Genomic DNA, 16,867 nt, shown 5'->3' on the forward strand with positions numbered 1-16,867 from the left:
CCTTACTTTCGTTTTGCGAACAAAGCCACAAGAAGACTGATTACCGATATGAGGACGATCACAGAGCCGGGTCGAAGATTTCCGTAATACGAGACGATGAGCCCCGCGTACACGAATGCGACCGACAATGCGACCGACAGGGCCAACGTGCCCCGATAGGTACGGGCGAACTGCATCGCGCAGATCGCCGGGATAACGAGAATGGACGAAACGATGAGCGAGCCGATGGTTTTGGCCGCAATCGACACCGAAAGGGCAACGATCAGCGCGAACGCGAAGTTTAAAGCGCGCTGATCGATACCGAGAAGGCGCGCGGAGCCCGCATCGAACACGCTGAGGTACAGCCTGCGGTACAGCACCCGGTAAACAGCCAGCACAACCGCCGCCACAACCAAAACCAGGCAGAACTCCAGGTCGCTGATGGTAACGATGGAGCCGAATAGGTAGCCGGCGATGGCGTTTCCCCCTCCGGCGAAGCTGCTGAAGATACCGGCAAGCCCGATAGAGGCCGCCAGCACGACGACCGTCGATATCTCCTGATACGACCGCAGCCGAGACCTGACGGCTTCCACGCACAGAGCCGCCGCAACGCACGCAGCCACCGAGCCGAGAAGCGGGTTGAATCCAAAGCACAAACCCGCCGCCACGCCCGCAAGCGACGAATGCGACAGCGTGTCGCCCATCATCGAAAGGCGCTTGAGCACGATGGGAAGCCCGATGAGCGGCAAGACCACCGCCAGCACGGTTCCGACGACGAAGGCGCGCTGCATGAAGTCGTAATCGAAGGGGTTCATAGATCCGCTCCCACCTTCGAAAGATCCAGCTCGCTTGCGCGTCCATCCGACAGATGCAGCGCGCGATCGATGAACGGGACGGCTTCGGACAGATGGTGCGTGATCATCACCACGGTCCGCCCTTCGTCGCACAGCCTGCGCAGGATGCCGTACAGTTCGGCTGAAAACGACCGGTCGATCCCCGTTGTGGGTTCGTCCAAAAGAATCAGGCGGGCGTTCTTGATCAGCGCAGCAAGGATGCCCACGCGCTGCAGCTGCCCGCCCGACAGCTCCCTCAAAGCGCGCCCGCGCTGGCCCTCGAGGCCGACGAGCGCCAGCAGATCGCCGATGCTCGCCTTCGACTTCAGATGAGCGCAATGGACAGACACAAGCTCTTCGATGGTGGTCGGAAAGCCACGGTATCCGCGCACCGCGTCCTGAGAGACGTAGGCGATGTCGGCGTGATGGTCGTCCCGTTCGATGGAATCGCCGAACAACCTGATGGTTCCCGCGTTAGGGGTAAGGTTCCCTAAAACCAGGTTCATCAGCGTGGATTTTCCGACTCCGTTGTCTCCGACGATGGCTGCGAACTCCCCTTCGGCGATCGAGAGGGAAACCGATTCGAGCATCGGCTCGTCGTCGTAGGAAAACCTCAGGCCGACCGTTTCCAGCGCGCTACTCACCGAACGATTCCATCAGGTTGGTGAGATTGCGCTCCATTAGGCCCAGGTAACCCAGTGCCGCCTCTTCGTCGGTCAGGCGCTCCATGGTGTAGAGCGTCGAAGTCCGAGTCCCGGTGCTGCGAGCTAGCGTCTCGGCCACTTTGGGCGTGGCCGTTCCCTCGAAGAAGATGGTGCTGATACCGTGCTGCTTAACGAAGTCGGAAATAGTGGCCAGCTGACTGGCGGACGGCTCGTCTTCGGGTGAGATGCCAGTCACCGCAACCTGCTTCAAGCCGTAGTCGTCGGCCAGATAGTTGAAGGCCGCGTGCGAGGCGACGAAATAGCGCTTTTCGGCGGAAACGGACGAAAGCTCGGATTCGAACCGCTCGTCAAGCACCTTGAACTCGGCCTGGGCGGCCTCGAGATTACCCCGGTAGTATGCGGCGTTGGCAGGGTCCATCGCGCTTACCTTCTCGCAGATGGACTTCAGCTCCACCTGAGCGTTCTTAACGCTGAGCCAGGTATGGGGATTCACGGCAGCGTGGTCGGCGCCCGCGGCCTCTTTGCTCTGGAGCAGCGTGAGGCCCTGCGACAGATCGAGGAACTTGCCCTGGTCGCCCACGGCATCGCGCAGATCGTCGATGAAGCCCTCCATGCCGGCCCCGTTGAACACGATAAGATCGGCCTTCGAGATCTCGGCGCGATCGCTTGTCTGCAGCTCGAAATCGTGGGGCTCCTGATTGCCCTTGATAATGGTTCTGACTTCCATCTTGTCGCCGACGATGCGCGACGTGAGGTCGGTCACCGGGAAAAACGTCGTGTACACGACGGGCTTTGCGGCGCTACCCTGGCCGCTCCCCATATCTCCCGATGTCCCCGCCTTGGCGCACCCCGCAAGCGAGAACGCGAACACGAAGGCCGCCAGAGCGGCGACCGTCGGCTTGAACAGCTTGTTTCGCACGGTTTTCTCCTAACAGATACGTGGCTCAAAATGAATTTGAACGCTCTTTTCATATTTGTCAGAAGACACTAACACCAATCGGCGGGTTCGTCACCCCTCGATTGAAGCTAAATTATGCGAAAAACCCAAGAACCTCTTCGACCGACACCACGCGCGTGTCGAAGCAGCGCGTGAAGTACGCAAGGCCCGCCTGCTGATCGCCCACCAGAAACGTCGCCGTGGCCTCGGCGGCAACGATGGTGCGGTACCCCCGGAAGTACGCGCCCGCAAGCGTGTGCATCACGCAGATATTGGTGTCGCACCCCGCAACAACCAGCGTATCGACGCCCAGCTCGCGCAATGTCAGATCGAGATCCGTCTGGAAGAAGGCGTCGTAGCGCCGCTTAGGCACGATGTAGTCGCCATCCCGCACCCCGAATGCATCAAGGGGCTTCGCTGCCTCCGAACCGGCAACTCCGTGGTCGCCCCACAGCTCCAACTCGCGATCGATTCCCGGAAGATGGGCATCGCAGGCGAACACGACCGGGACGCCTTTCGAACGCGCCGCCTCGACGATGCCGACGCAGCACGCGGCCATATCCTCCAAAACCGGCAGGGTGCCCTCCGAGCCGCCCAGCACATCGACCACGATGACCGCCGTTTTACCTAGATCGACCCCCGACTCTTGCTGCCATGCCGTATCCATGGGCTTGGGTACGTACGCCATGTGTCCTCAACTCCCCTTCCTACAAAAACCCTCGGTTCTCGAACTCTATCGGTGTGTCCTCCTGCGTGCGAATCGAAGCGCCGATCCCTCACAGCGCGACGGGCAACAGCGCGGCAAGCGGAGCCAGTATCAGCGCCGGAAGCATGTTCAGCACCTTGATCTTATCGCCCCACACCAGGTTCACGCCCACGCAGAATATGAGGATGGAGCCGACGAGGCCGAGATTCGCCAGTGCGGCTTGCGTCGCGAACGGACCCGCCGCCAAGGCCGCAATGGTAACTCCTCCCTGCACGACGCCCACCGAAACCGCCGAGAACACGCATCCCCGACCCAGCGAGCAAGCCATCGCCATGACGATGACGAAGTCGAGCACCGCCTTGGTAGCGAGAATGGACAGATCGCCGAACAGCGCATCGCTCACCGCTCCGATGACCGCCATCGCCCCGACCGCCACCGTCATGGACGCGGTCGCGAACCCCTCGACGAAGCGCTGTTCCTTTGCATTGCCGCTCTTGTCCTTCAGCCATTCTCCGAAGCGCGCGACCAACCCGTCGAGATTCGCCAGCTCTCCCAGAAACGCCCCGGCCACCACGCATCCCACCACCAGCATAGCACGACCCGAAACCAGAAAGCCGCCTTGAATCGACAGCATGCCCGCCAGCGCCCCTGAGCATCCGATGAACATGACCGCCACTCCGTTTGCCGACAAAAGCGAAGCTCTCATCTGCGCAGACATGCGATCCCCCACAGCTACGCCCAGCGCGCCGCCGAGGATGATCGCAACCACGTTGACAACCGTTCCCAATCCGGGCATGGGATCTCCTTTCGAATATGCAGCCAGGCCAGTATAAACGTGAAAAAGAGGACGATCCCGGGAAAAGGGGCCAGCTGCCTTCAGGCGCTTTGCGGTTGCGGCCCAAGTGCGCTATCACGGGAAGCGACTACAAGCGCGCCGTATCCGACCTCAAGCACTACATCGAACGCGGATATACCTACGTCGGAAACCTCACCCAGAGGATAAGGGTGAGAACAGGTTGGGATCCCCGCGCAGCCTATCGCATTCTGCGCGAAAGCTCTCCCGCGCCCTACAGCGCCTACCTCGACGGGGGTTCTTGGAAGGTTCTGTGCTCGTCGATGGAGCGCTTCGTGAAATCGGATGGTTCGACCATGGAAACCAGGCCCATCAAAGGCACCCGAAAACGGGGGGCTACACCTGAAGAGGATGTCGCCGATGTCCTGAGTGCGCTCTACCACCCGTTTAAGTTTATCGACGCGATCTGATTACCCGTCAGGGACCCTTAAGCCATGCGCCACGTCGAAACGAGTTCGGCGGCGGCGCGGGCGGGATCGTCCGCAGCGCACACGGCGGACACCACGAAAAACCCTGCCGCGCCCGTATCTCTGAGAGCCGCGAGGTCGTCTCGTTTCACGCCCCCACCGACCACGATGGGAACCGGACTGGCCAAAACCAGCGCTTCTATCTCCGACAGCGTCTTAACGATGACGCTTCCGCCTTCATCCAATCCGCAATCGGGCTTGGTGGCGGTTTCGTGCAAGGGACCGACGCCGAAATAGTCTACGCACGAAACATCGGCGGTCCGCACGTACTCGAGCATCTCGTCGGGACGCGCAGACAGGCCGACGATTCCGTCGGCACCCAGAAACGCGCGGCAAACCTCGACAGGGACGTCGCTTTGCCCAACGTGCACGCCGTCCACCTTCACACCCGCCTCGCGTGCGGCAAGCGCCACATCGAGCCTATCGTCAACCAACAGCGCAACCGATTCCTCCGCCCCGCAACGTGCGATGGAGGCGGCCGCCTCGGCCGTGCATGCCATCAGCTCGCGTGCAGAACAGACTTTCGAGCGAACCTGGATACAGGTAAATCCCTCCGAAACCGCAGCGCACACGACGTCGCCGACCGATCGACCGACAACGTTTTCGGGCCCCAGCACCAGATAGGCCGATATATCGAGCTTCTCGCGCATGTCTTATCGCCCCTTCAGGATATCGTCCACCCGCTCGACTTTGGCACCCATCATCTTCGAGAAACCCGGACGGATATCGGCCTTGAAAACCACTTCGGTGCGAATGCCCTTTTCCGCCAACACGAACGTAGCGCGCTTCACCACATCCATAACCTCGTCCCATTCGCCTTCGATCTCGGTGAACATGGAATACGTTCGATTCGGAAGGCCCGAAGCGCGAATCACCCGCACCACCTCGGCCACCTCCGAAGACAGCTCGTCACCCACACCGAAGGGGGCGATTGCCACGGCAACCAGCGTGTTCACGGTTTAAACCTCCTCAAGCTCGAAAGGCTGCGCGGCAACGTCTTTCCCGGTTGCGCGATACAGCTCGTCGATGAACGCCGCCTGAAACGACGAGGGGGCATCCGCGATGGCTTCAGCCCGCCTACCCGCACGGTTGTACGCCAGCACACCGGTAAGCGCAGCTGTGAACGGATCGGCCTGCGCCGCGTACACGGCCACCACCCCGCCCAGCGAGCACCCCATTCCCGTCACCTTCGTCATGAGGGGGCTCCCGCCGCCGCAACGCACGATCCGAGACCCGTCGGTCACAAGGTCGATCGCCCCCGAAACCGCCACGGCGCCACCGGTAAAGCGGGCCAGGGCAAGCGCTGCGGGTAAAGCGTCTTCAACCTCGTCTGAGGCATCTACTCCGCGCGGACCGGCACCGCCTGCGGAAAGCTCGAGCTCCCATAGGCGAGAAAGCGCGATGATCTCCGAGGCGTTTCCCCTCACGACAAGCGGACGCGTAGATTTCAAATCGAGAAGGATACGGGTGCGAACCTCTCCCAAGCCGATGCCAACCGGGTCCAGCACCAGGGTCTTTCCCCGATCGCAGGCAGCGCGAGCGGCCTTCGGGATGCTTTCGGCATGCACGGGGAAAAGGGCGCCCATATTCACATAAAAGGCGCCGCCGACTTCGATCAGGCCCTCCGCCTCGTCGGCGAAGTTCACCATCGCCGCCGATCCTCCGACAGCGAGCTGGGCGTTGGCGACCAGGTTCACCGTGACGGCGTTGGTGATGGATCCCGCCAGCGGGCACGACGCCTTCGTCTTCTCCACCGTCTCGGCCACGCGAAGCGCCAATTCTGAACGTGTCATGCGGAAAACCTCCCTCGGTCAGGCTGATATCGGTACCGACTTTACCATGATCCCGAAAGACGGCGGGCGCCTAAACGGAGGGCGGTTCGATCGGGGCGCTTCCGGCGAAGTGCACCGAAACGAACCTGCGATGTCAGCACAGCTCTTCCACGGCAAGCAGGCGGATCTCGAAGTTCAACGCCTTGCATATGGCTTCGTGGTTCATGTCGAAAACGGCGCTGTCCTCGGTCAGCTCGATCAAGCGAGCGGGATAGGTTTGCCCCGAAGGGGTCACCAGATTCACCATCTCCCCCACAACCAGGCGCACGCCTTTCGGAATACCCGAGCGGGGCACGGTTTTAACGCGCTCGTCGGTATGCTGTTCGTACGCCTCGTCCGCCCCGACGTGCACGGTTTCAACTTGGCCCGGAACCATCGTGCGCACGGTGTCGATGAACGCCGGGGGCATCCATCCGTCGAGGCAGGGAAAGCTGATGGGGGCGCTTTCCCCCACCTCCATGAACACGGAACCGTCGTCGAAAAAACCTCTGTAGGCCACCGTGACCATCATGCCCGAATTATCGGTCGACAAGCCGTCTGTCTCCATGCGCGCCCCTTTCCGCCGCTACGCTTCATCGATCACCATACCACGCCGCCGGCCGTATGGAGTATGCTGCCAGGCGATAGAAAGGAGTGCCCGATGAATGAAACTCTCGATGTGGTCTGTGCCCTCATCCTCAGAGACGGAACCGTCCTTGCCGCCCAGCGCGGGCACGGCGCGTTCGCGGGGAAATGGGAGTTTCCCGGCGGAAAGATCGAGCCCGGGGAAACACCCGAAGCCGCCCTTGCGCGCGAAATACGCGAAGAGCTGGACGCCGATATCGAGATCGACGGCCTGTACTGCGTCGTCGAGCACGACTACGCAGACTTTCACCTGCGCATGCGCTGCTACCGCACCCGGCTCGCAAGTCCGACCTTCAGCCTGGTCGAACACCGCAGTGCGCTTTGGGCCGATGCCGACGCCCTGGGAGATCTCGACTGGGTCGAAGCCGACGTAGACCTTATCGAGCAGATAAAGCAAGACGGGCTCGTCCGTTGAAGCGGACGAGCCCGGATGCGCGCGAAACGCCTTGCCGCGCGCATCCGAGGATGGCTACTCTGCGTCCAGATCGATGCGACCGATGCGCTGGGCGAGATCGTTTCCGCGCTCGTAGAATCTCAGAGCCTTGTTGTGCTCGAAATACGCATCGCATCCGTGCTCGTTGATGAACTCCATGCCGTAGCGGCTGACCGATAGGTCGGTAACCAGCATGAGCATCTCTTGATCGTCGCCGAACGCGGCATCGACGAATCCGAAGGCGCCCTCGAGGGAACGGGAAGCATCGTCGATGCGAGCCTCGAGGTTATCGACTATCTGCGAGAACAACCCTTTCACGCGTTCAAACGAAAGGGGCTGCCCTTGTGCGGCATCGGACATCAGCCGATCGATCAGCTGCACCGCCCGCTCGTAAATGAAATACCGCTCGCCCGACAAAACACCCGCCGCGCGCTCGCTGCGCGAGGTATCGGACAGCTCCGCCGCGATCCGCGAAAGCTCCCGTGACATATCCGCATCGGCATCCGCGCCGTCGCGCAGCTCGGCGAGCTTCCCGTGCAGAAAGGCGATGGCCTTCTCTTCCAGCGTCGCTGTGCGCACGGACTGATCGAGCGCGTCGGTGATGAGCCCGATCAGCGAAACGCGCTCGTCGAACGACGCTTCCCGAGCGCGCTCCACCAAATCTTCGCCCGCCTGGCCCGACAGGATGCGATCGACCTGATAGTCGGAGCGGTACTTGGTGAAAAGCGCATAGTAGGCAGCGAACCGCCGCGCAACCGTCTCGTCTTGAAGGTACTGCGACACCAAAAGGTCGTCCACGGCGATGCTCTGCTCTTCAGCCAGCTTCAACATGGAAGATAGGTCGTCCCAGCCGCGCGCGGTGACGAACGACACGCCATCGACCGTGGTTTCCATCCGGTAAAAATGGTCGCGCTCGATATCGAGGTAGGTGAGCACGGCCGGATGCACGCCCGCGGAGACCGCGTAAGCATGCCACGCGTCGAAATCGGGTTCGACGTCGATGCGCTTGAGTCGGTCCCAAGTAGCGATGTCGAAATCCCGCGCGGTGCGATTGTATTCCGCGGGGTTTCCAGCCGTAACCACGATCCATCCGTCGGGAACGCGATGGCGGCCGAATTCCTTGTACTGGAGGAACTGAAGCATCGCCGGATTCAGCGTTTCGGAAACGCAGTTGATCTCGTCGAGGAACAGGATGCCCTCGCTTTTGCCCGAGCGCTCGATCTCGTCGTACACCGCGGCGATGATCTCGCTCATGGTGTATTCGGATACGTCGTACTCGACGCCGCCGTACGTGCGCTTCGTGATGAAGGGCAGGCCCAGCGCGCTTTGGCGCGTATGGTGGGTCATCGAATACGACACGAAGCCCACCTCGAGCTCTTGCGCGATCTGCTTGATGATGGCGGTCTTGCCGATGCCGGGCGCGCCCATGAGAAACACCGGGCGCTGCTGCTCGATCGGGAGACGGTAGTTGCCGAATCCGTCCTTCGAGAAGTACGCCGTCATGGCGTTTTTGATTTGGTCTTTCGCCTGCCTGATATCCATAGGAGAACTCCTTGTCCCGTTGTTTATCGAGATGATGCGCCCGCACCGCGGGCCCGAACCGCGTAATCCGCCGAAGCGTCCTACTTCGGGGGCCTTCGCCTGAACCCGAAGGGCTGCTCGTCTTCGAGAACGGCCTTCATGGCCCACCCCGGCACCGTTGCGGCGGCCGCCGATTCCTCGTCGACGAACACGAAGGCCGTCTGGTAGTCGGGCGCCTTCGACGGATACGTGCCGAACCCGTCGGTTAAATACAGCAAGCCGGCCAGATCGGGAGCCTCCCCCGTCGCCACCAAGCCGTCCACGTAAGAAAAAACCGGTCGGAAATCGGTGCCGCCCAATCCCTTGATCTCCAGCCTATCGAGATAGTCATCCAGATCGCGCCCATTGCGTATGCGGGCAACGTCGGTGATGGCGGCATCGCACTGGATGATGAAGACGTTGAAGTCCGCAAAGAAGCTGTCCTCGTTTCCCAAAACGCTGGCCGTCGTTTCAAGGAAGCGGCGCACCAGGCCGTCTTTGGTCGAAGCCGAGGTGTCGATCGCGATCGCGAAGTCGCGAATGCGGCGCTCCTCCACGTATTCCAACGGCTCGATAAGCGGAAGGTTCCCGTAGCGGTTAAGCCCGTAGCAGTAGAACACGTAGTCGAATTCGTCGTCGTTCACGCGAATATGCTCGCCCTGAGTGGTGAATTTGCGCAGGAACTCCCGATAGCTGCGACGCTTGCGCGTGACCATATCGAGGTTCATGGACAGGTTCGAGCCTTCGGTTCCCCACAGCTTCAGATAGGAATCCATCTGCACGCCCATCTCGAGCGCGGCATTTTCCCACTGCTCGCGAGACCGGTCGAGGTTGATCGTGTCGGCAAGGCGCTCCCCTTCGGCAACGGCCGCGTTCTCGGGGGTTTCTTTCTGCTGAATGTCTTCAGGCGCCATGCCCCGATGAGAAGCGTGCGATTTCTCCTTGTCGGCGGCCTCCTCCGGTATGTCGATGTCGGTTCCGCTCTCACCCGACCCGACAGCCGCCTCGCCCGAGCGGGCGTCGCCTTCCGATACGCTGCCATCCTCAGAAGCGCCTCGCTCGCCCTCCTCGACGACCACGCGATGCCAGGGGCTGTGATCGTCCACCAGGAACGGGGCGCGAATCTCGTCGAGCTCGTCGGTCGTAAGCGCGGCATCTTTCAGCGCGCGGTAGAGCGCTTCGGCGGTGGTCGCAGACAGAAGCTCGGAACGCGAAGCGAGGATATGGGCCTGATCGGCATCCTGGGTTACCGATCCCCCCAGGTTAAGCTGAGCTATCGCCTTCTCGACCGCGATATCGCAGGCTGCGTCCCAGCACCGCTGATCGACCCCTTCCCCCGCATAAGGGTGGAGAAAGACGTTGTGGAGCAAGACGTGGAGGTAGGCGTGCGCCACCGATCCGGGGTCTTGGGCATACGACCGCGCCAAATCGACGGGGTCGAACCGGATATGCGTCCCGTCGGTTGCCAGCGAGCCGCCGCGCACCGCCAAAGGCCGTAAAAGATTGGATGCGCCGTTCAGGAACCGAAGGTGCACCAGAACCTCGCGCCTCGAAAGCTCGAACGCCTGCAGCGCAAGCGCCTCGACCGTCTCAGTCGCCATGCGTCACCTGTCGCTTTCACCGTAAAGTCGGCATCCGTCACGCAAGGTGAGGGCCGAGCGGAAACAAACGTACATCATGTATGATGAAAATGTAACACATGCACGTAACGCATGTAAGCTGCATGGCGCTCCCTTTCAGTAAGGCGGTACGGAAATGGCCGAGAACAACCTGCTGTTTGCCGATGACGACACGAAGCTGTCCGATCTCGTCGCGCGAGCCCGCACAACCCGGGCGACCCTTGCCCCGGCGCTTCTGGTCGACCAAACCCGCGCCGACGGGTCGGAGCGCGTATGGGAAGAGGAAACCCCCGCCGCGCGCGCAACCTGGGAATCACCCGAAACAAGCAGCGACGACTTCACCAAGGGCGATCTGATGTCCAGCGGATCTTTGAACATGGGCCTGGACGAGGAGGTTCTCCACGAGCTTATGAGCGATATCGAGCTCGAGCGCGAAGCGACCGAACCCCGTCCGCATCGCCCCGCCGATCGCCCCTCGGCGCTTGAAAACGTGTTCAGCGCCGTCGGATGCGAGGGAGGTTGCAAGCTAACCGGCATCAACCTGCATCGATTCGCCGACAATACGGGAACTCGCCGCGACATCGTGGTGAACGTTCCCGCGAGGATCGGCGATGCGCCCGTCGTGCGCCTCGGCTCCGGCTGTTTCGGACGCCTGAAGACAAGGGGCATCGCCGTGCGCGCCATCATCGTGCCCGAAAGCGTCTGCTACATCGAGGACGGGGTGTTCTCGCACGTATCGGTCGAGTTCATACACATCGGGAAGGGAGTTGCGCACCTTGGCTCGCATCCTTTCGACATGTCGTCGGCCTCACCTCGCTCGAAACGACGCACCTGGTCTGTCGATCCGGAAAACGAAACGTACCTGCGCTTGGAGAAAACCGGGCAAGACGGGTGCGCGGGCATAATCACGCGAGACGGGCGGCGGCTCGTCTGCGGGGATGCCCCGTGCGAGGCGAACCTCGTCCTGCCCGACGGACTGGAGGAGATCGATGTCGGCGCCTGGCCACAGGGATGCCCCGCGCCCGGCTGCGTACACTACCCTTCGTCGCTTTGCCAGGTAGAGTCCACCACGTTCGACCGATCCCTCTGGGTGGGCGCCGGCGCGGCATCCGTAAGGCAGCTTGCGCGCCGGGGAGCACGCATCGCAAGCCCCCATGCGATCCACCTCGACGAGGCGTGGTACGATTTCGACGGCGACGAGGCCGTCTTGGTATGCGGCCCGGCCGTGGGGTTGTCGGTGTCCCAGAAGTTCGCAACGAACGCCATCCGAAAACTCGAGGGAGCGCACGCCATCGTTCCGTCCGCCGCAACCGCTTCGGGCGTATCGCGCCACGACGGGCACGCCAAAGTGTTCGCGCCTCCCCGTGCGGTCGAGGGCCGCACCTTGCGCCGCATAGCCCGCAACGCCGTGCAGCACGCGGCTGAAACCGTAACGCTTCCCTCCACCGTGCGCCGCATAGAGGACGGTAACGCATTCAAGCGCACACGCAACCTCAGTCTGCCCGAAGGCCTCGAGACCATCGGCGCGCACTGCTTCTGCTCGCGCGAGCTGGAAGGAATCGTCCAGATACCCGCCTCGGTTCGCTCGATCGGCACCGGAAGCTTCGAGTACGCCGTATGCCGTTTCGTCCGCAGCGGGGCGATCGTCCACATCCCCGCGGATCAATTGCTCAACTGCTTCATCGGACCGGGAAGCGGGCACGACGAGGAAGCTTTGGATGCGGATAAGGACCCCTTCGACTTCGCGCGCTACGATGCGGTGCTCGAAGGCGGAAAGAACATACCCGACCGTCTTGGGGCGCTCATCCACCGAATCGAAACGCCCGTCGAACTTTCGGAGGCGACGCTTCGAACCCTGCTCGAAAAGCTCGAAGGGTTCGGAAACGAAGCCCTTGTGCGCATCGCCCGGGAAGGAAGCCTTTCCCAGGTGGCCAAACTGTACGAAACCGGGTTCTTGGCAAACGGACGGTTCGACGCCCAGATCGAGCTGCTTCGGCGACACAACCGCATCGATTGCGTCATGTACCTCATGGATCAGCATGCAAAAACCCAGCCGAAACAGGTATCATCGAAAAGCAGGTTCTCGCTCTAGGTGGAGTCGTGCGCCCGTCTTGTCGTCTTGTTGCAAAGGCGCATGACCCCACCCTGGCGAAAAAGCGCGATGGTATGGACGGGGCGAGGTTGATCGGCTCGCCCCTCGCGCGCTTTACCGAAAATGCGGGGAGAAAGCGAAGCGCTTCGACACTTCGCAGAACACGGCTCCTCCGACAACGAGCAGGGCGCCGGCCCATTGGATAACGACCATGCTCTCTCCCAAAACCATGGCCGCCATCACCACGGCGGTTACCGGCTCGACGTAGCTGCACACCGCCACGCTCTGAGCCGAAAGATTGGTGACCGCGCTGAAATACAGGTAGGATCCGATACCGGTGTTCACCAGCCCCAAAATGAGCGCCGGGACGATATCGGAGCTGTCGGGCACCTGAATGCCCGTGCCGGACAGCGCCATACCCGCCGCTGCGGTGGCGAATGCGGCCACCAGCTGAACGGTGGAGCTTTCCAGACCGTCGGCGTCTCCCGCCTTCTTGCTGAGAAGGATCATGGAAGCGTAGGCAAGTGCCGAGCAGATACCGTGCACCATGCCGGCCGCCGCGCCGCCTTCCAGCTTCCCGCCGTTGGCAAGGACCACGCCCGCCAAAACCGCAAGGAAGCCGATGATCGTCCGCTTGCGCAGCCCATCGCCGAACAGGAGCGGCGAGAGGGCCATGACCACTACCGGACCGAGAGCGATCAGAATCGACGTCAGGCCGATGCCCGCCTCGGAATACCCCATATAGGCGAACAGCCAGCACGCGCCCATCGACACGCCCGACAGCGCGATGAGGCCGAGCTTGCGGGGATTGTTCAGCAGCTGGGGCGTGCGCAGGATGCAAAACGCCGAAACAAGGAACAGAGCGCCCAGGCCCGCTCGGAACAAAACGATCTCGTAGCTGGGCAAACCGATTCCGCTGGCAACGATTCCGTTGGTTCCGAACAGCAGCAGCGCCGCGATGTATTTCAGGTAGTCTTTCTTCATAGCGCGGAGTATGCCCTTTGATTTAACTACTGAAAAGTGAGAATATCGATATGTTGTTTTGCATAAACTGCAAAGATAGGGGAAATCGTGATGGATACCGAGACAAAAAAACTTCGTGCTTTCGTTTGCGCAGTTGAGAGCGGTAGCATTGCCGCAGCCGCCGATAAGCTCGGCTATTCGGTTTCAAGCATCAGCCGCATGATTCACGATCTTGAAACATCCTGTACACTTCGTCTCCTCGAAAGATCCAAAATCGGCGTGCGGCCTACGTCGGACGGACGAGCGCTCCTCCCCCGTGCCCGCCGCATCCTGTCCGAATGCGACGGCTTCGGCGAAGAAGCCGCCAACATCGCGGGGCTTCAATCGGGAACCGTCCGCATCGGCACCGTCTCGAGCGTGGCCACCCACGTTCTTCCCACCGCCATCAGCACGCTGCGAAAAACCCATCCCGCGCTGGGTTTCGAACTGCTGCTGGGAAGCTATTCCGAAATAGAGCTGTGGCTGGCCGAGGGGCGCGTCGATTTGGGGACGCTATGGCTTCCCGTGAACGAAAGCCTGAGCGCAGACGCACTGGTCACCGACTGTTACATCGCCGTCGTGAACCCCTCCCATCCGCTGGCAAAGGTAAGCGCGGTTCCCATATCCTCGCTCGAAAACGAACCGTTCATCGAGCTTGACTACGGAGACGAGTCGGAAGTGGCCCAGCTGTTCGAAGATCGAGGCCTTCACATCGATCCCATCCTGTCAACCTGCGATAACCACGCCGTCTTGGCGCTGGTCGAAGCGGGGCTGGGCGTGGCTATCATGCCGTCGCTGTCGATACGGCGCACCACCTACAACGTGAAGTGTCTGCCCCTCGACATCCCGGCGCTGCGAAACATCGGCATCGCCTGGCGCGGAGACGGTATACCGACTGCCGCCGCGCGCGCCTTTATCGAGATCCTTCGGGAAAACGAGGGCAAAACCCGCTGGACCGACGCCTTCACCGTAAGCTAGCGGCGACGAGGGCACATGATGTTCGGCCGCGACAGTCATGCTTCGACGCGCCCCTTCGCTCTGCTTGGAAAGGCACGCGCGCACGACGTAGCTGCGCGCAGCCAAACATGCTAGGCTTTGGTCGAACCGTCCGATATGAAAGGAACTGTATGAGCGAATACGTTGTATACCGAACAAAATACCTGTTCACAGGTTTGGATGATGATGCGCACCCGGGATCGTTCTCCGTCGAGAACGGCAGGTTCTCAGCCGTCGGATCGTACGAGGACGCCGATGCTCTGAGCGGGCGGGCGGGGGGACGCATCGTCGATCTGGGCGATGCCTTCGTCTGCGCGGGTTTCCACGATTCCCATCTGCATTTCTTCCACTCGGCGCTGTACTCCTCCCCTCTAGCCCTGCATTGCCGGGGAAGAAACGAGCAGGACTGCGTCGATGCGCTCGCACCGCTTGCGAACCGTCGCCCCGAAACAGGCTGGCTTCTGGCCCAAGGATGGCGCCAGCCCCATTGGGATCCGCCCACCACGCCGTCCAAGCGCTCCCTCGATGCCGTGTATCCCGATCGCCCCGTGGCGATGTACTCGGGAGACGCCCATACGCTGTGGCTGAACAGCTTGGCTATCGAAGAGCTGGGGCTCTCGGACGAATCGGTCGCCCCTGAGGGTGGAAGCTACGATCGCGACGACGAAGGTCGCCTTACCGGCATCGTGCGCGAAGCCGCGGCCATGGCGCTCATGCCGCGCATCGTGGCGTCGTTTCTGACCGAGGAGCTTTTGGACGCCTACCGCGGCTTTCTGAAGAAGCTGGCCGAAAACGGCGTGACTTCGGTCTGCGATATGTCGCTCATGGCCGCACCCGGTCTGGATTTCGTGCGAGACGACCTGTTCGCCGAACTGCTGGCCCGCGAAGAGCTCACCTGTCGCGTGCACCTGTTCCCCACGCTGCTCGACGATCGCAGCCGGCTTCACGACCTGCAGAGAAACCTTGTCGGAAACCGCCTTCGGGCATGCGGCTTCAAACAGTTCTTCGACGGCGTGTCCAGCCAGCATACCGCCTGGGTGAACGAACCCTACGCAAACGCTCGCTTCGAAGGCGATTGCGGGCGGCCCACCGTCGATCCGTCCGTTATGCGCGACCTGGTGCTTGCGGCCTGCGCCGAGGGGCAACCCGTCCGCGTGCACGCGATCGGCGACGAGGCCATCCACGTTATCCTGGATATCTTCGAGGAGGGCCTGAACACGTTCGGACCGCTTCCGGAAGGACGTCATCACTGCATCGAGCACCTCGAAAACTTCCAGCCCGACGATATCGCGCGGTTGGCGAAGCTCGGCGTCGTCGCAGCGGTGCAGCCCATGCATATCACGCTCGATCCCGGAGCGCCCGAAAAAGACCTCGGACCCCAGCGCGTTCCCTATATGTGGCCGTTCGCCGCGCTGCTCGAGTCGGGGGCGACGCTTGCCTTCGGAACCGACTCGCCCGTAGCCGATATCGACCCGCGCGCGGGTCTGTATACGGCTATCACGCGCAAGACCATCCCCGACGGCAATCCGCCCGAGGGCTGGGTTCCTCAAGAAAAGATCGGGGCCGCCGATGCACTGCGCGCCTATACCCTGGGGTCGGCGCGAGCGGCCGGGCGCGAACACGATCTGGGTACCATCGAAGCGGGCAAGCTGGCCGATTTCGTGGTGATCGACCGCGATTTGAGCTCGTGCGATCCCGAACTCATCTTGGATGCGCGCATCGAGGCCACCTACGTGGAAGGGGCGTGCGTCTACAGCCGCTCCTAGACCGGCTTTCCCTTGCAGTGGTCGATCATATGCTGGACGAGCTGCGCGGTCCACCCGCGCAGCTCCTTCTTACGGGGCACGAGGGCGCCGTCTACCAGCTCGTCATAGGTGACGAGAATCTGATCGAAGCGCGTCGATTTGGTGGGAGCCTCGTGCGACAGGCAGGCTTCCTCGACGCGCGAAGGGCGCAGTCCCCTTTTGAGGGCGGGGTTGAACATGACGCGGGGACGGTCGCTGGAGTCCAGATACACCACCACCTGCTTGGCTTCCCCGATCTGGTTCGCGGCTAAGCAGGCCGCCTCGTCAAGCGACGCAAGGGTGTCCAGCAGATCCTGCGCAAGCTGGGCGTCGGCGGTGCTTGCCCGTTCGCAGGGAACCGAAAGCGACTCGACGTCTTTCACCAAGGGTTTGATCATCTGTCCACCGCTCCTTCCCGCATGTGTGTGCGGATACCGTCGTGCTTTTCTCACGGGCGAAGTATCGCATAAAGAAACCCCGAAAGA

At 61.8% G+C, this 16,867-nt stretch carries 18 protein-coding genes; 5 read left to right on the top strand and 13 right to left on the bottom strand.

The window, feature by feature from the left end:
• Positions 1–2: 2 nt before the first annotated feature.
• The 5 genes from EIH26_RS06685 to EIH26_RS06705 all read right to left on the bottom strand — a co-directional run bounded on the left by EIH26_RS06685 (position 3) and on the right by EIH26_RS06705 (position 3,916).
• Positions 3–794 carry a metal ABC transporter permease gene (locus tag EIH26_RS06685; RefSeq protein WP_124061435.1) on the bottom strand — a complete coding sequence of 264 codons (792 nt, stop codon included), beginning with the start codon at positions 792–794 and terminating at the stop codon, positions 3–5.
• Positions 791–1,456: a metal ABC transporter ATP-binding protein gene (locus EIH26_RS06690; protein WP_206424695.1), complete on the bottom strand. Its 666-nt coding sequence runs from the start codon at positions 1,454–1,456 to the stop codon at positions 791–793. The genes EIH26_RS06685 and EIH26_RS06690 overlap by 4 nt, the downstream gene beginning before the upstream one ends.
• Entirely contained in the window at positions 1,449–2,396 is a 948-nt protein-coding gene (locus EIH26_RS06695; RefSeq protein WP_241152799.1) for a metal ABC transporter solute-binding protein, Zn/Mn family, read from the bottom strand. Before EIH26_RS06695 ends, EIH26_RS06690 begins: the two co-directional genes overlap by 8 nt.
• Positions 2,397–2,508: 112 nt before the next feature.
• Complete coding sequence (locus EIH26_RS06700) at positions 2,509–3,102, bottom strand: cysteine hydrolase family protein (protein ID WP_124061436.1); 594 nt, start codon at positions 3,100–3,102, stop codon at positions 2,509–2,511.
• An 88-nt stretch (positions 3,103–3,190) separates the two neighbouring features.
• Positions 3,191–3,916: a DUF554 domain-containing protein gene (locus EIH26_RS06705; protein ID WP_124061437.1), complete on the bottom strand. Its 726-nt coding sequence runs from the start codon at positions 3,914–3,916 to the stop codon at positions 3,191–3,193.
• 17 nt (positions 3,917–3,933) lie between these two features.
• Here EIH26_RS06705 and EIH26_RS06710 point away from each other — a divergent pair, with 17 nt between their 5' ends.
• Positions 3,934–4,383 carry a chorismate-binding protein gene (locus EIH26_RS06710; RefSeq protein ID WP_124061438.1) on the top strand — a complete coding sequence of 150 codons (450 nt, stop codon included), beginning with the start codon at positions 3,934–3,936 and terminating at the stop codon, positions 4,381–4,383.
• Positions 4,384–4,400: 17 nt separating this feature from the next.
• Here EIH26_RS06710 and EIH26_RS06715 read toward each other — a convergent pair whose 3' ends face one another.
• The 4 genes from EIH26_RS06715 to EIH26_RS06730 all read right to left on the bottom strand — a co-directional run bounded on the left by EIH26_RS06715 (position 4,401) and on the right by EIH26_RS06730 (position 6,819).
• Positions 4,401–5,090, bottom strand: coding sequence for a thiamine phosphate synthase (locus EIH26_RS06715; RefSeq protein ID WP_124061439.1), 690 nt, complete (start codon positions 5,088–5,090; stop codon positions 4,401–4,403).
• Between the two features lie 3 nt (positions 5,091–5,093).
• A complete protein-coding gene (locus EIH26_RS06720) occupies positions 5,094–5,396 on the bottom strand; it encodes a thiamine-binding protein (RefSeq protein WP_124061440.1) in 303 nt (100 codons plus the stop codon).
• A gap of 3 nt (positions 5,397–5,399) precedes the next feature.
• Positions 5,400–6,233 carry a hydroxyethylthiazole kinase gene (locus tag EIH26_RS06725; protein ID WP_124061441.1) on the bottom strand — a complete coding sequence of 278 codons (834 nt, stop codon included), beginning with the start codon at positions 6,231–6,233 and terminating at the stop codon, positions 5,400–5,402.
• Between the two features lie 133 nt (positions 6,234–6,366).
• Positions 6,367–6,819 (bottom strand): peptidylprolyl isomerase, encoded by a 453-nt coding sequence (locus EIH26_RS06730; protein ID WP_241152800.1) that lies wholly within the window; start codon positions 6,817–6,819, stop codon positions 6,367–6,369.
• 93 nt (positions 6,820–6,912) lie between these two features.
• Here EIH26_RS06730 and EIH26_RS06735 point away from each other — a divergent pair, with 93 nt between their 5' ends.
• Positions 6,913–7,311, top strand: a complete 399-nt coding sequence (locus tag EIH26_RS06735) for a (deoxy)nucleoside triphosphate pyrophosphohydrolase (protein WP_124061442.1) — start codon at positions 6,913–6,915, stop codon at positions 7,309–7,311.
• Between the two features lie 54 nt (positions 7,312–7,365).
• On the opposite strand, the gene EIH26_RS06740 is transcribed toward EIH26_RS06735, so the two are convergent.
• On the bottom strand, positions 7,366–8,871 hold the full coding sequence (locus tag EIH26_RS06740) for an ATP-binding protein (RefSeq protein WP_124061443.1): 1,506 nt from the start codon (positions 8,869–8,871) through the stop codon (positions 7,366–7,368).
• Positions 8,872–8,951: 80 nt separating this feature from the next.
• The gene (locus EIH26_RS06745) at positions 8,952–10,490 is read right to left on the bottom strand and encodes a VWA-like domain-containing protein (protein WP_124061444.1); all 1,539 of its coding nucleotides are present in this window, start codon (positions 10,488–10,490) and stop codon (positions 8,952–8,954) included.
• Between the two features lie 154 nt (positions 10,491–10,644).
• On the opposite strand from EIH26_RS06745, the gene EIH26_RS06750 reads away from it, so the two are divergent.
• Positions 10,645–12,600, top strand: a complete 1,956-nt coding sequence (locus EIH26_RS06750) for a leucine-rich repeat protein (RefSeq protein WP_124061445.1) — start codon at positions 10,645–10,647, stop codon at positions 12,598–12,600.
• 114 nt (positions 12,601–12,714) lie between these two features.
• Here the strand turns inward: EIH26_RS06750 and EIH26_RS06755 are convergent, their stop codons facing one another.
• Entirely contained in the window at positions 12,715–13,584 is an 870-nt protein-coding gene (locus EIH26_RS06755) for a DMT family transporter (protein WP_124061446.1), read from the bottom strand.
• A 90-nt stretch (positions 13,585–13,674) separates the two neighbouring features.
• Between EIH26_RS06755 and EIH26_RS06760 the strand changes: the two genes are divergently transcribed.
• Together EIH26_RS06760 and EIH26_RS06765 are read left to right on the top strand one after the other, a co-directional pair.
• On the top strand, positions 13,675–14,580 hold the full coding sequence (locus tag EIH26_RS06760; RefSeq protein ID WP_124061447.1) for a LysR family transcriptional regulator: 906 nt from the start codon (positions 13,675–13,677) through the stop codon (positions 14,578–14,580).
• A gap of 149 nt (positions 14,581–14,729) precedes the next feature.
• A complete protein-coding gene (locus EIH26_RS06765; protein WP_124061448.1) occupies positions 14,730–16,364 on the top strand; it encodes an amidohydrolase in 1,635 nt (544 codons plus the stop codon).
• Here the strand turns inward: EIH26_RS06765 and EIH26_RS06770 are convergent.
• A complete protein-coding gene (locus tag EIH26_RS06770; protein WP_124061449.1) occupies positions 16,361–16,780 on the bottom strand; it encodes a peptide deformylase in 420 nt (139 codons plus the stop codon). The genes EIH26_RS06765 and EIH26_RS06770 overlap by 4 nt on opposite strands.
• Between the last annotated feature and the right edge of the window lie 87 nt (positions 16,781–16,867).

The organism is Gordonibacter sp. Marseille-P4307 (genome assembly GCF_900604965.1).
In the GTDB taxonomy this organism is placed as follows: Bacteria; Actinomycetota; Coriobacteriia; order Coriobacteriales; family Eggerthellaceae; genus Berryella.

Coding starts and splice junctions, on each gene's coding strand:
- EIH26_RS06735 (WP_124061442.1), top strand. CDS start 6,913: ATGAATGAAACTCTCGATGTGGTCTGTGCCCTCATCCTCAGAGACGGA.
- EIH26_RS06755 (WP_124061446.1), bottom strand. CDS start 13,584: ATGAAGAAAGACTACCTGAAATACATCGCGGCGCTGCTGCTGTTCGGA.
- EIH26_RS06730 (WP_241152800.1), bottom strand. CDS start 6,819: ATGGAGACAGACGGCTTGTCGACCGATAATTCGGGCATGATGGTCACG.
- EIH26_RS06750 (WP_124061445.1), top strand. CDS start 10,645: ATGGCCGAGAACAACCTGCTGTTTGCCGATGACGACACGAAGCTGTCC.
- EIH26_RS06765 (WP_124061448.1), top strand. CDS start 14,730: ATGAGCGAATACGTTGTATACCGAACAAAATACCTGTTCACAGGTTTG.
- EIH26_RS06700 (WP_124061436.1), bottom strand. CDS start 3,102: ATGGCGTACGTACCCAAGCCCATGGATACGGCATGGCAGCAAGAGTCG.
- EIH26_RS06710 (WP_124061438.1), top strand. CDS start 3,934: ATGCAGCCAGGCCAGTATAAACGTGAAAAAGAGGACGATCCCGGGAAA.
- EIH26_RS06770 (WP_124061449.1), bottom strand. CDS start 16,780: ATGATCAAACCCTTGGTGAAAGACGTCGAGTCGCTTTCGGTTCCCTGC.
- EIH26_RS06745 (WP_124061444.1), bottom strand. CDS start 10,490: ATGGCGACTGAGACGGTCGAGGCGCTTGCGCTGCAGGCGTTCGAGCTT.
- EIH26_RS06685 (WP_124061435.1), bottom strand. CDS start 794: ATGAACCCCTTCGATTACGACTTCATGCAGCGCGCCTTCGTCGTCGGA.
- EIH26_RS06760 (WP_124061447.1), top strand. CDS start 13,675: ATGGATACCGAGACAAAAAAACTTCGTGCTTTCGTTTGCGCAGTTGAG.
- EIH26_RS06705 (WP_124061437.1), bottom strand. CDS start 3,916: ATGCCCGGATTGGGAACGGTTGTCAACGTGGTTGCGATCATCCTCGGC.
- EIH26_RS06740 (WP_124061443.1), bottom strand. CDS start 8,871: ATGGATATCAGGCAGGCGAAAGACCAAATCAAAAACGCCATGACGGCG.
- EIH26_RS06715 (WP_124061439.1), bottom strand. CDS start 5,090: ATGCGCGAGAAGCTCGATATATCGGCCTATCTGGTGCTGGGGCCCGAA.
- EIH26_RS06725 (WP_124061441.1), bottom strand. CDS start 6,233: ATGACACGTTCAGAATTGGCGCTTCGCGTGGCCGAGACGGTGGAGAAG.